10 protein-coding genes, 1 tRNA gene and 1 pseudogene are annotated in these 12,288 nt (G+C 57.9%); 3 read left to right on the top strand and 9 right to left on the bottom strand.

Annotation, left to right across the window (positions count from 1 at the left end; translation table 11 throughout):
* Nucleotides 1–1,375: 1,375 nt before the first annotated feature.
* From UN63_RS06535 to rpsU, 6 genes and pseudogenes are all read right to left on the bottom strand, one after another.
* Nucleotides 1,376–1,723 carry a hypothetical protein gene (locus UN63_RS06535; protein ID WP_146084722.1) on the bottom strand — a complete coding sequence of 116 codons (348 nt, stop codon included), beginning with the start codon at nucleotides 1,721–1,723 and terminating at the stop codon, nucleotides 1,376–1,378.
* A gap of 158 nt (nucleotides 1,724–1,881) precedes the next feature.
* A tRNA-Ile gene (locus UN63_RS06530) sits at nucleotides 1,882–1,958 on the bottom strand.
* 152 nt (nucleotides 1,959–2,110) lie between these two features.
* A pseudogene (gene rpoD / locus UN63_RS06525) lies at nucleotides 2,111–3,949 on the bottom strand (RNA polymerase sigma factor RpoD); the annotation flags it as partial.
* A gap of 227 nt (nucleotides 3,950–4,176) precedes the next feature.
* The gene (gene dnaG, locus UN63_RS06520) at nucleotides 4,177–5,955 is read right to left on the bottom strand and encodes a DNA primase (RefSeq protein ID WP_104486045.1); all 1,779 of its coding nucleotides are present in this window, start codon (nucleotides 5,953–5,955) and stop codon (nucleotides 4,177–4,179) included.
* 78 nt (nucleotides 5,956–6,033) lie between these two features.
* Nucleotides 6,034–6,477 carry a GatB/YqeY domain-containing protein gene (locus UN63_RS06515; protein WP_104485969.1) on the bottom strand — a complete coding sequence of 148 codons (444 nt, stop codon included), beginning with the start codon at nucleotides 6,475–6,477 and terminating at the stop codon, nucleotides 6,034–6,036.
* Between the two features lie 15 nt (nucleotides 6,478–6,492).
* On the bottom strand, nucleotides 6,493–6,708 hold the full coding sequence (gene rpsU / locus UN63_RS06510) for a 30S ribosomal protein S21 (protein WP_014293599.1): 216 nt from the start codon (nucleotides 6,706–6,708) through the stop codon (nucleotides 6,493–6,495).
* 179 nt (nucleotides 6,709–6,887) lie between these two features.
* Here rpsU and tsaD point away from each other — a divergent pair, with 179 nt between their 5' ends.
* Nucleotides 6,888–7,904, top strand: a complete 1,017-nt coding sequence (tsaD, locus tag UN63_RS06505; protein ID WP_104485968.1) for a tRNA (adenosine(37)-N6)-threonylcarbamoyltransferase complex transferase subunit TsaD — start codon at nucleotides 6,888–6,890, stop codon at nucleotides 7,902–7,904.
* A gap of 57 nt (nucleotides 7,905–7,961) precedes the next feature.
* On the opposite strand, the gene plsY is transcribed toward tsaD, so the two are convergent.
* Nucleotides 7,962–8,570: a glycerol-3-phosphate 1-O-acyltransferase PlsY gene (gene plsY, locus UN63_RS06500; protein WP_104485967.1), complete on the bottom strand. Its 609-nt coding sequence runs from the start codon at nucleotides 8,568–8,570 to the stop codon at nucleotides 7,962–7,964.
* A 119-nt stretch (nucleotides 8,571–8,689) separates the two neighbouring features.
* Here plsY and folB point away from each other — a divergent pair, with 119 nt between their 5' ends.
* The gene (gene folB, locus UN63_RS06495; RefSeq protein ID WP_104485966.1) at nucleotides 8,690–9,049 is read left to right on the top strand and encodes a dihydroneopterin aldolase; all 360 of its coding nucleotides are present in this window, start codon (nucleotides 8,690–8,692) and stop codon (nucleotides 9,047–9,049) included.
* A gap of 74 nt (nucleotides 9,050–9,123) precedes the next feature.
* Nucleotides 9,124–9,927, top strand: coding sequence for an undecaprenyl-diphosphate phosphatase (locus UN63_RS06490; RefSeq protein WP_104485965.1), 804 nt, complete (start codon nucleotides 9,124–9,126; stop codon nucleotides 9,925–9,927).
* Here the strand turns inward: UN63_RS06490 and UN63_RS06485 are convergent.
* Both UN63_RS06485 and UN63_RS06480 read right to left on the bottom strand, forming a co-directional pair.
* On the bottom strand, nucleotides 9,924–11,150 hold the full coding sequence (locus tag UN63_RS06485; protein ID WP_104485964.1) for a multifunctional CCA addition/repair protein: 1,227 nt from the start codon (nucleotides 11,148–11,150) through the stop codon (nucleotides 9,924–9,926). The two genes, UN63_RS06490 and UN63_RS06485, sit on opposite strands and share 4 nt — an antisense overlap.
* A gap of 276 nt (nucleotides 11,151–11,426) precedes the next feature.
* Nucleotides 11,427–12,288 (bottom strand): aldehyde dehydrogenase family protein (locus UN63_RS06480; RefSeq protein ID WP_146084721.1); only part of this gene is annotated, 862 nt, incomplete at its 5' end.

Genomic DNA, 12,288 nt, shown 5'->3' with positions numbered 1-12,288 from the left:
GCTCGACACATTCAGGCCCAATAACAGCGGGACGCTAACAGGCAATAGCAACACTTAACCCGCCACATTGCCCGACATATTGCCGGGAGCGGGGCCGCTCACCGCTGGCGCTCCCTAACCGGGGTGTTTGCTGGTTACTGTGTATTCATACAGCACCCAGCCCGGCAATATTCACGGAGTCGGTGAAGGTTTTACAGGAACGGTAAAGGCCGAACAGCAACCCCCGCAAAAGTCCGGGCGTTAACCGTGGTCATGATGACCATGCCTTGCCAACAGCCGAGAGCTCGACCGTTCACCACATTAGCGGAACCTGCTAACCATTAGCAGCAATAGCTAACCTTTCCCCGAAACCGGGAATCATTCCCCGAAACCGGGAACCCTTGGACCAGTTACGGCCACCCCACCGGGGGCGGGTTCAATCTCTAGGGTCCCATAGCCCGGACACCGCACCCTCAGGCGCTTTTTTATGCGTGAGAAATAAGGGATATTTTTCCGACGATCGGCGAGCTGGTGCCAAGCAGGCCGGCACTTGGCAGCATTTACAGCGGTTAGCGATCTAAGGGGAGGATTGGCACGGTAGGGGCTGCCCGGTTGCTGGTGATTTCCCGCCGCCACTCCCGCGCCGTTCACCTGGCAGCCCTGCCCTGTGGCACCCGAACCCGTGAGCATGGCCGGCAGCATAGCAAGCCAGACCCGACCGCCAGCGCCAGCCACCGGCAGGCCACCAACCCGAAACAAAAAGGTACTCCCGAGGGGGCACCCCTGTACGGGTACGCAGAGGCGCGATCGTTGGCTATTTATGAAAATTTTCTGGCTGGTTGTTGTTGTTATTCTTTGCCTGTGGGGGCGGGCGCTATGCTGGCCGCTGAGGTGGACGCCGCTCCCTGGCTGGCGCTGGCAAACAGCAACACCGACACCCAGAACGGCAGAACGGGCAAGGGCTGGCCCCAGATGCTGCTGCCGACCCAAGAGCCCCGAAAATCAGCCGAGATCCGCGCGTCTGTGTCCCCGTGGTCAGGCGATTTGACGGCCAGAAGAACCTAGGTTTTTCCGGCAGGCAGAGCCAACCCAACCCACCAACGCGGGGCACGGCTACCCAGTCCGTGAAGTTGTGGATCGCTAGCCAGTGGCCAGACTCCCCAAGAGCTGCCGGGCGTGTACCGATATGGAACACCTGAACGAGTACCAAAGCGGCACACAAGAGGGCAGCCCGTCACCATTTTGGTGACAGTGACGCCAAATCAGCGACACCAGCCACCACCAAGCAGGGGAGGGGCCACCCCGAAAGGAATAACCCCTTGCCGTTCTAGACCACGCCCTCCCGCATCCGTGGATTTTTTCCCCGTTAACAGAGGTTGTTAACCCCGGAGTTAACTTAACGATGTGCCAGCAAAGCCGATCCCATGACGCCCGCCATCACCACCGGGCGCAATACCACACAGGTCAAAGCAGGATTTCCGGCTTTGAGGTATCCGCCCAGGGCGAGCGCCAGCAACGAGCAGGGCACCGGCAGCCCGTGAACGATGATGAAATGAGATCCGCCGCTCAGGCACACATCACAAAGCGCGAGGCCATGAACCCACAGGGCCGCCCCCCTGGCAAAGTACCTTTGAGCCAACGGGGCCGGCTGGGCTGTGAGCGCCAGCACGAAGGCCGCCACCGAATAGGGCGCGGATTTGTAGGGCAGGCAGGGCAAGGGTTGGGGGGGGGGAATGGCTGCCACTTTGGGCGCGGAATTGGTGCCGGCTGGCGCTGGTGAACGAGAACCATAAAGCAGGGGCGGGACGGCTGAAAGATACCTAGTATTCCCTGCCAAAGGTATCCCATAGGTATCCCAAAGAAAAAGGGTTAGCGGCTGTTAACCTGCTAACCCTTGATATTTGGTGGCCCCTCCCAGACTTGAACTGGGGACCTAACGATTATGAGTCGTGTGCTCTAACCAACTGAGCTAAGGGGCCAAAAGTGGAGCTGATTATAAGGAAAGCCGTCTTGGCTGTCTAGTCGGGGAGGCCCATATCAGTTTGATTTTTAAACGGTTGGTACTGAAAGCTGAAAAGAGAAAGGGCGCCGAGGCGCCCTTTTAACGTTTTTGACTGCCGTAAACTACCCGTTATTCGTCGAGGAAGCTGCGCAGTACTTCGGAGCGGCTGGGATGGCGCAGTTTGCGCAATGCCTTGGCTTCGATCTGGCGGATACGCTCGCGGGTAACGTCGAACTGCTTGCCCACTTCTTCCAGGGTATGGTCGGTGTTCATGTCGATACCGAAACGCATACGCAGTACCTTGGCTTCCCGTGCGGTCAGGCCAGAGAGTACGTCCTTGGTGGCGTTACGCAGGCTCTCGCTGGTGGCGGAGTCGGCCGGCAAGGACAGGGTGGTGTCCTCGATAAAGTCGCCCAGATGGGAGTCTTCATCGTCGCCGATAGGCGTTTCCATCGAGATCGGCTCTTTGGCGATTTTCAGCACCTTGCGGATCTTGTCTTCCGGCATTGCCATACGATGAGCCAGTTCTTCCGGGGTCGGTTCACGACCCATTTCCTGCAGCATCTGGCGGGAAATACGGTTGAGCTTGTTGATGGTCTCGATCATGTGCACCGGGATACGGATGGTACGGGCCTGATCCGCGATAGAGCGGGTAATGGCCTGCCGGATCCACCAGGTAGCGTAGGTCGAGAACTTGTAGCCACGACGATACTCAAACTTGTCCACGGCCTTCATCAGACCGATGTTGCCTTCCTGAATCAGATCCAGGAACTGCAGACCCCGGTTGGTGTACTTCTTGGCGATGGAGATAACCAGACGCAGGTTGGCTTCAACCATTTCTTTCTTGGCGCGACGGGCCTTGGCCTCGCCGATGCTCATACGGCGGTTGATGTCTTTGATCTGCGAGATGGTCAGGCCGGTTTCTTCTTCTACCAGCTTGAGCTTGCCGATCGAACGAAGTACGTCTTCGGCCACGTCTTCCATCTTCACCGACCAGGTTTTACCGGCAGCCAGTTGTTTTTTGAACCATTCCTGCTCGCTTTCGTGTTGAGCAAATGCCTGCACGAAGGTCTTCTTCGGCATTTTGCACTGCTCTACACACAGCTTCAGGATGAGGCGTTCCTGGATACGGACGCGCTCCATGGTGCTGCGCATGGCATTAACCAGGCGGTCGAACTGCTTGGGTACCAGGCGAAACTCGCGGAAAATATAAGCCAGCCCGGCTATTTCTGCAGCTGCTTCCGGTGAGGTGCGCCCTTTGCTTTCAATAACGCCGCGCATGATTTCGTACTGTTCACGCAAGACGCCAAATTTTTCGCGAGCCAGCTCGGGATCGGGACCGGTATCGACTTCTTCTTCGTCTTCGTCGTCGTCTTTATCGTCTTCGTCTTCCAGCTCTTTATCGCTCAGCTCTGAGCCGATATGGGTGGCTGTGGGGGCGACGGTGTCGACGGCGTCCGGGTCGAGAAAACCGGAGATGATATCGCTCAGTTTGATATCACCGGCTTCGAAGCGGTCAAACTGATAGAGCAGAGAGGTAATGGTCTCGGGGTATTCGGATACCGAGCTCTGTACCTGGTTGATGCCTTCTTCGATCCGTTTGGCGATGTCGATTTCGCCCTCACGGGTCAGCAGCTCAACCGTACCCATTTCGCGCATGTACATGCGCACCGGGTCGGTAGTGCGGCCAATTTCCGACTCGACAGAAGCCAGCGCCTGGGCGGCGGCCTCGGCGGCGTCTTCGTCGGCGGTGGTTTCAGACATCATCAGATCATCGGCATCGGGGGCGCTTTCCACCACCTGAATGCCCATGTCATTGATCATCTGAATGATATCTTCGATTTGATCGGAATCGACGATATCCTGAGGAAGATGATCGTTTACCTCGGCATAGGTCAGGTAACCCTGTTCTTTACCTTTGGCAACGAGAAGTTTAAGCTGAGACTGCGGGGTTTGCTCCATAGAACTCGTCCGGTTAGATGTTGCAAGAGGGTGTAGGCATTGGGCACTCTTTTATGGCGCACAAGTAGCCGATTATAACAAAATTTGACCAGCCTCGCTATGCTGGTCTGAGCTTGCCAACACGCCTCGCCTTCATAAACGGTGAGAGTGCTGCAGCGTTCAATGGTTCATCATTTTACCCGTTTGCCGGGCCTGTTTTACAATATTGGGGCGTATCGCCCACTTTTCAATGTTCAGCCACCACCACCCTTGCTTTCGCTGAGCAGTAGCAGTAATTCCTGTTTTTCTGCCGAGGTCAGTCCATGCTGACTGCTTTTTCGTTGCAGAGATTCGATGCGGCTGGCCAGGTACTCGTTGATCAACACCACGAAAATATCCTGCAGCTCTTGCTCGATATGATCGCCTGCGAACAGGCCTTCAGCCATTGCAAGTCGAGCCAGCGCCGGTTCGGATTCATGACCTCGCCAGTGTTCGAGCAACTGGGCCGTGGTCATTTCCGGTCGGTGTTGTACCTGACTCAGCAGTGTCTGCAGCAGTCCCATGCCGGGTAATGGCAACTCGGCCAGTTCGGGCATGGCCGGCAGTCTGGCAGCGGCAGCCGGATATTGTAGCACAAGGGCAATGGCCCGGCGAAGAGGGGTCAGCTTTATCTTTTTGCTGGCCCGCCTGGTCGGCGCTGGCGGCTCGGCACTGCTCTTTTGTAAACGACCGAACAGCTCTCGTACCCGGCGTTCGTTTTCGCCCCAGTTCAGCTGGCGGGAGAGGTGGGTGATCAGACCCTCGCGGGTAAAGCCTTCCGGCACTCGAACGATGGCTTCCGCCGCCTTGTTGGCCAGCTCGTGCTGGCCTGCGTCTCCGCTCATGGTGTCTTGGGCCAGCCGCTCGAACAGGAAGTCGCCGAAGTCCTGGGCCTGGTTCAGTTGCTGCTCAAAGGCGGGCGCGCCGAGTTTGCGTATCAGGGTGTCGGGGTCTTCACCGTCGGGCAGAAACACGAATTTCAGGCTGCGGCCATCCTGCATCAGTGGCAGGGCGTTTTCGAGCGCGCGCCAAGCGGCCTCACGCCCGGCCCTGTCACCATCGTAGCAGCAGATCACCTCGCGGGTGGTGCGAAACAGCAGTTGCAGATGGTCGGGTGTGGTGGAGGTACCAAGGCTGGCGACCGCATAGTCGATGCCGAACTGGGCCAGGGCCACCACATCCATATAGCCTTCCACCACCAGAATGCGGTCCGGATTGCGGTGTGCCTGCCGTACTTCATAGAGGCCGTAGAGTTCGCGGCCCTTGTGAAACACCGGTGTTTCCGGTGAGTTCAGGTATTTTGGGGTACCGTCACCCAGCACTCGTCCGCCAAAACCGATCACCCGGCCGCGTCGGTCGTGGATGGGGAACATGATGCGATCGCGAAAACGGTCATAGACCCGGCCATTGTCGCTTTGCAGCAGCATGCCGCCTTCAATCAGCTGACGTTCGGCCTCTGGGTTTCGGGCAAACTGGCGTTTCACGCCGTCCCACTGATCCGGTACGTAGCCGATGCCGAAGTGCTTGACCACCTCACCGCTCAGGCCGCGGCCCTTGAGATACTGGATGGCGTCTTGCGATTGGCGCAGCTGGACCTGATAGAAGCGGCTGATATCGTTGAGCTGACCGTAGAGATCCTGGCGTACGGCCTTTGCCGCCGCCTGTTGTGCGGGAGACAGGGAGGAGCCGCCGCTTTCCCGCGGGACCGTGACCCCGTGCATGCCGGCGAGTTCGTCGATGGCATCGAGAAATTCCAGTCCGTCATATTCCATCAGAAAGCCCAGCACGGTGCCGTGGGCACCACAGCCGAAGCAATGATAGAACTGTTTATCGGAACTGACGGTAAAAGAGGGGGATTTTTCGTTGTGAAAGGGGCAGCAGGCCTGATAGTTCTTGCCGGCTTTTTTCAGTTTTACCCGCTGATCGATAAGATCGACGATGTCGGTTCTGGCCAACAGGTCGTCAATAAAGGATTGGGGGATTCTGCCTGTCATCATTCACCGGAAAGCGAAAAAAACAAAGCCGTGCTTCATGAAGAGGCACGGCCCGTCGGCAGGGAACAGCTTGAGCGCTTAAGCCAGTCTGGCTTTGATGCTGGCGCTGACCTTACCCATATCTGCACGTCCCTGGATTTGCGGTTTGAGCACCGCCATCACTTTGCCCATATCCTGCATGCCAGTGGCACCGGTATCGGCGATGGCTTGCGTCAGCAAGGCATCCAGTTCGTCTGCTGTCAGAGGTTGCGGCAGGAATTCCTGCAGCACCACAATCTCCTGGCGTTCACCATCGGCCAGCTCCTGACGTCCGGCCTGCTCAAATTGAGTGGCGGAGTCTTTACGCTGTTTCACCATTTTGGTGACGATAGTGATGATGGCGTCATCATCCAGGAGCTCGCGGCTGTCTATCTCTTTCTGTTTGATCTCTGCCAGCAGCATACGCAAGGTGCCGAGGCGCGCCTTGTTTCTGGCACGCATGGCAATCTTTTGTTGCTCCGACAGCTGGTCTTTTAAAGACATGAGATCAACAACAACTTAGTACAGACGAGTACGACGTGCGTTTTCACGAGCCAGTTTCTTGGCATGACGCTTAACAGCAGCAGCCTTGGCGCGCTTGCGTTCGGTAGTTGGCTTCTCGTAGTGCTCGCGACGACGCACTTCAGACAGAATACCGGCCTTTTCGCAGGAACGCTTAAAACGACGCAGGGCTACGTCGAAGGGCTCGTTTTCACGTACTTTAATTACTGGCATGTGCCTCTCACCTCGGTTAACTGGTCTGTCACCGACCAGTTTGACTAATAAAAATGGTGCGAAATTCTACTCTGAACCGGAACATAAAGTAAAGTCCGACAGCCCTTCGCTGGTTAAAAAATCACGGGGAGGGTAACATAGGCCCCTCTTTTCCGACAGCCTTGAATGATTAGACCGACATGCGTGTACTAGGTATAGAAACTTCCTGTGATGAAACCGGCATCGCCATCTACGACGACCAACTCGGTATCATGGCTCACCAGTTATATAGCCAGGTAGCGCTGCATGCGGACTACGGTGGCGTTGTGCCCGAGCTGGCCAGCCGGGATCATATCCGCAAGACCATTCCGTTGATCGAGGCGGCGCTGCGTGACGCCGGCTGCAGCCGTGACGATATCGACGGCGTGGCCTATACCGCCGGCCCGGGCTTGATGGGCGCCTTGCTGGTCGGCGCCACCATAGGCCGCAGCCTGGCCTTCGCCTGGAACAAGCCTGCGGTGGCGGTGCATCATATGGAAGGCCATCTACTGGCCCCCATGCTGGAAGAGCGGGTACCGGCCTTTCCTTTCGTTGCCCTGCTGGTTTCCGGCGGTCATACCCTGCTGGTTCGGGTGGATGGCATCGGCCGTTATCAGATCCTGGGCGAGTCGGTTGACGATGCGGCCGGTGAGGCCTTCGATAAAACCGCCAAGCTGATGGGGCTGGATTATCCAGGAGGCCCCCGGCTGGCCAAACTAGCCGAGCAGGGTCAGCCCAATCGCTTTAAATTTCCGCGCCCCATGACCGACAGACCCGGGCTGGACTTCAGCTTTTCCGGTCTCAAGACTGCCACCGCTACGACCATTGCCCGGGAGGGCAATGATGAGCAGACCCGGGCCGATATCGCCCACGCCTTTCAGCAGGCGGTAGTGGATACCCTGGCCATCAAGTGCAAGCGCGCCCTGCAACAGACCGGGCTCAATCGCCTGGTGGTAGCCGGTGGTGTGAGTGCGAATGTGTCGTTGCGCCAGCAGCTGGAAACACTGATGAAGGGGCTGAAGGGCGAGGTCTTTTATCCGCGTAACGAATACTGTACCGACAACGGCGCCATGATTGCCTTCGCCGGCCTGCAACGGCTGAAAGCCGGTGAGAGTGAGCCGTTGGCGGTAAGAGCCCGACCGCGCTGGCCGCTGGACGAGCTGGAAGCGGTTGATTGAACTGGTTGTCAGGAGCGAAGGGGAGGCGTGAGGTGGAAATCGTTTGTCCCTCACCCTTCACTCATCACGATTTCGCTTGAACTTGTCCATAATCGGGGTTTCCTGATGATGATAGAGCCGACTGATATTACGGTGGTGGCGCAGTATGATCAGGCAAGAGAGCAAGGCGACCGATAGCGTATATTCCGGTTTGATGAAATAGACATAGAGTGGCGCCACCAAGGCGGTAATGAGTGATGCCAGCGAAGAATAGCCAAACAGTCCCAGACTGACCAGCCAGGTCAGCAGCATCAAGCCGGTCATGTCCATGCCCAGCGGCAGCAGGGTACCGAGGGCGGTGGCCACGCCTTTACCGCCGCGGAAGTGGAAAAACAGCGGGAACATGTGTCCCAGGCAGGCGGCCATGCCGATAAGCGCCAGATACAAGGGGCTGATGTTCAGAAACCAGCCCAGATACACTGGCAAGGTGCCCTTGAGAATATCGAGCAGCAGCACCCAGACCGCGGCGCTGCGGTTGCCGGTACGCAGCACATTGGTGGCACCGGGGTTACCCGAGCCATGCAGGCGTGGGTCTGGCAGGCGGTAAAGACGAGAGATCAGCACAGCGCTGGAGATGGATCCCCCCAGGTAGGCGAGCATGATCATAAACAGGGTGAGGGCCGTCATTCTCGGTTTATACCTCGGGGTCAATCCGTTACTATTACGCGCTTAAAAACCGAGCTACTGGCGGAGCCAGCAAGGCCCGGTCGCCGAAGATAACCACAGCTTAACAGAAGATATAAACGATGGATAAAGTGTTTGTACAAGGCCTCGAAGTGCTGACGACCATAGGCGCTTATGAGTGGGAAAAAAGCATAAAACAAAAGATCCGCTTCGATCTGGAGATGAGACATGACAACCGGCCGGCGGCCTTGGGCGATGATCTTACCAAGGCGCTCGATTATGCCTCCCTGTCCCAGAAAGTGACGCATCACGCGGAACAAAATCATGTGGAGCTGGTCGAAACCATGGCCGAACAGATAGCTCAGTTGATCCTGGCGGAGTTTCCGGTTCACTCGGTGAAGGTCAGGTTGACCAAGCCAAGCGCGGTGGCCAATGCCGCCGGGGTTGGAGTGGAGATAGAGCGTTTTGCCCACGGCAGCTGAATTAGTTGAAATGTCATTAAGGCGTAATTGAACACTGCTAGCCTGCGGACGTAACCACTCAAAGGAATAACAACATGGAAGTGCACGTCATACTGCTCGCTCTCATTCAGGGTTTTACCGAGTTTCTTCCCATCTCCAGCTCGGCGCACCTTATCTTGCCTTCGGTGTTGTTGGGCTGGCGCGATCAGGGCATGGCCTTCGACGTGGCGGTGCATCTGGGCAGCTTGCTGGCGGTGCTGTATTACTTCCGCAAAGAAGTGGTCACCCTGACTCTGGCCTGGTCTCGCTCGTTACGTGGAAAAGAACATAATGCCGAATCGCGGCTGGCCTGGAGCATTGTGCTGGCGACCGTGCCGGCCTGTGTGGTGGGAGCGTTTTTTGGCGGCGTGATTGCCGATTATCTGCGTTCCGGTTGGGTGATTGCGACGGCCACAGTGGTGTTTGGTTTGTTACTGTGGGTCGCGGACAAGATGGCGCAGCTGCACAAAGACGAATATCAGACCGGCTGGCGGGGCGCCTTGCTATTGGGATGTGCCCAGGCACTGGCTCTGATCCCGGGCACCTCACGCAGCGGTATTACCCTGACCGCCGGCTTGATGCTGGGCATGACCCGGTCCGCCGCCGCTCGCTTTTCGTTTCTGATGTCTATCCCCATTATCTTTCTGGCTGGCAGCCACCAGGCGACCGGTTTGATCGGCTCCGGCCTGACGATGCCCTGGTCGGCCATCGGTCTGGGCGTGGTGGTGTCCTTTGCCAGCGCCCTGGTCTGTATTCATCTTTTTCTCACCCTGCTCAACCGTATCGGTGTCATGCCCTTCGTGTTGTATCGGCTGGGGCTGGGCGCTGTGCTGTTCTGGGTAATGGCCGGGCAGCTTTAAGCCAGCCACAGCCTGAGTTGTTGCAGGCGGGCGGCAGCAATAGCCTCGCCGATGGCCGGCCCCCTGAGACCCTGAGCAACAAAGGGGGCGGCGGTAATGGCTCTCAGCTCGCACAACCATTGCCACAGCTGCTCCCGCTGTGGATAAGGGCGTTGCTCGAAGCCGGTTCTACCCTGCAAGTCCGCCTGAGCACACAAGAGTAACTGGGCGAAACGTTCGGGCTTGCGCCAGGCGTCGGTATGCTGAAACAGCTCCAGTACCGCCTCGGCCTGTTCCGGCGTCGGGCTGACCAGACGATGCAGGCAGATATGCCAGCGGCTCATGAGGATGGCCAGCTCCTTGTGCTCGGTGGGCACCTTGAAGCGAGCGCACAGCGCCGCTATCGGTTCTATTCCCAGCTCACCATGATCGTGATGGCTGGGCCATTTATCAGATGGGGTCAGCGCCTTGCCGAAGTCATGACAGAGGGCGGCAAAGCGACAGGGTAGCCCCGCGTCCAGCTCGGCGGCGCGTTTGAGTACCATCATGGTATGCAGGCCGGTATCGATTTCCGGGTGCCATTTTTTTGGTCCGGGTACACCGAACAGGGCATCCACTTCCGGAAACAGCACCTTGAGCGCACCGCACTGGCGCAATACCTCGAAAAACACCTGGGGATGGTCGCAGGACAGAGCCTTTTCCGTTTCTTTCCAGACCCGTTCCGGGGTCAGGGCGCCGAGCTCACCGCTGGCGGCCATCTGCCGCATCAACGCCCGGGTTTCATCGGCCACGGTAAAGCCCTGGGCGTGAAAGCGGGCGGCAAAGCGCGCCACCCGCAATACCCGTAGCGGATCTTCACCGAAGGCATCGGAAACATGGCGCAGCACTCTGGCCTCGATATCGGCCTGGCCGCCGTAGGGGTCATGCAGCGTGCCTTGCTGGTCCCGGGCGATGGCGTTGATGGTCAGATCCCGGCGCATCAGGTCTTCTTCCAGCGTCACCTCGGGGCCGAATTCGCAGATAAAACCGGTGTAGCCCTTGCCCGACTTGCGCTCGGTGCGGGCCAGAGCATATTCTTCTTTGCTTTTCGGGTGCAGAAAAACCGGAAAGTCTTTGCCGACCTGGTTGTAGCCGAGCTTGAGCAGTTGCTCGGGGATGGCGCCCACCACCATGTAGTCTCGCTCCCTGATCTCCAGCCCCAGCAGTTCATCCCTTACCGCGCCCCCCACCAGATAGACTTCCACGAATTCAGGTCTCCTCTCGAAAAAGGTCATTATAACGACTGAATATGAAAAAAGGCGCTGCAGCGCCTTTTCTTCTTCAGTCCATCGTTTGTTCTTCACCACAGACTATGGATACGGTTATAGCTTCGGGCAAAGGGCCCACTCCGCCGACTCGCTGTGAATACCTCCATGTACGCTCTCTGTTTCATCCCTGAAACAGAAGGTCGGCTGAGCAGATCCCTTTGCCCTCATCTACACTCCGGAGTCGCCGGCTTCTTGCCTCTGCTAGCTAGAGATTCAACCCTCACCCAGTGACAGCAGGGTGGCGTTGCCGCCGATGGCCGTGGTGTTGTTGGTGATGGTCTTCTCGGTGATGAAGCGGGTCAGGTAGTGGGGACCACCGGCCTTGGGGCCGGTGCCGGACAGGCCCTGACCACCGAAGGGTTGTACGCCCACCATGGCGCCGATTTGATCCCGGTTGATATAGGCGTTACCCGCATTAATGCTTTGGGCCACATACTCGGCAAAAGACTCGTTGCGGCTGTGGATACCCAAGGTCAGGCCGTAACCGGTGTTATTGATATCATTGATTACCAAGTCTATGTCTTTGGCCTTGAAACGTACCACGTGCAGTATGGGGCCGAACTGCTCTTTCTCCAGCTCGCCGATGGCACTTATCTCCAACGCAGTGGGCTGAATATAGAAGCCCTTGTCGCAGCCTTTGCCGAGCCGGGTCTGGGCGATGACTTTTTTACCGGCGGCCAGCATCTTGCTCAGGTGCGCTTCCAGACCGGCCTGGGCGTCCTGATCAATTACAGGGCCTACGTCGGTCGACCAGAGTGCCGGATCGGCCACGCTCAGCTCGTCCATGGCGCCTTTCAGTATTTCCAGTACCCGTTCGGCGATATCGTCTTGCAGATAGAGTACCCGCAGGGCGGAGCAGCGCTGGCCGGCGCTTTGGAAGGCGGCGCGCACCACGTCACGCACCACTTGCTCGGGCAGGGCGGTGGAGTCGACGATCATGGCGTTCTGACCGCCGGTTTCGGCGATCAGCGGTATGATGGCGCCTTTCCGCTTGGCCAGGGTCTGGTTGATCAGCATGGCGGTGTCGGTGGATCCGGTGAAACAGACGCCGGCGATGCGCGGATCCGCGGTCAGC

It is taken from the genome of Oceanisphaera arctica, assembly GCF_002936955.1.
Classification (GTDB): domain Bacteria; phylum Pseudomonadota; class Gammaproteobacteria; order Enterobacterales; family Aeromonadaceae; genus Oceanimonas; species Oceanimonas arctica.
This window is presented reverse-complemented; position numbering and strand designations above follow the sequence as displayed.

Excerpts from the sequence above, each read along its gene's own strand:
- dnaG (WP_104486045.1), bottom strand. The coding sequence starts at position 5,955 with ATGACAGGCAGAATCCCCCAATCCTTTATTGACGACCTGTTGGCCAGA.
- UN63_RS06515 (WP_104485969.1), bottom strand. The coding sequence starts at position 6,477 with ATGTCTTTAAAAGACCAGCTGTCGGAGCAACAAAAGATTGCCATGCGT.
- rpsU (WP_014293599.1), bottom strand. The coding sequence starts at position 6,708 with ATGCCAGTAATTAAAGTACGTGAAAACGAGCCCTTCGACGTAGCCCTG.
- tsaD (WP_104485968.1), top strand. The coding sequence starts at position 6,888 with ATGCGTGTACTAGGTATAGAAACTTCCTGTGATGAAACCGGCATCGCC.
- plsY (WP_104485967.1), bottom strand. The coding sequence starts at position 8,570 with ATGACGGCCCTCACCCTGTTTATGATCATGCTCGCCTACCTGGGGGGA.
- folB (WP_104485966.1), top strand. The coding sequence starts at position 8,690 with ATGGATAAAGTGTTTGTACAAGGCCTCGAAGTGCTGACGACCATAGGC.
- UN63_RS06490 (WP_104485965.1), top strand. The coding sequence starts at position 9,124 with ATGGAAGTGCACGTCATACTGCTCGCTCTCATTCAGGGTTTTACCGAG.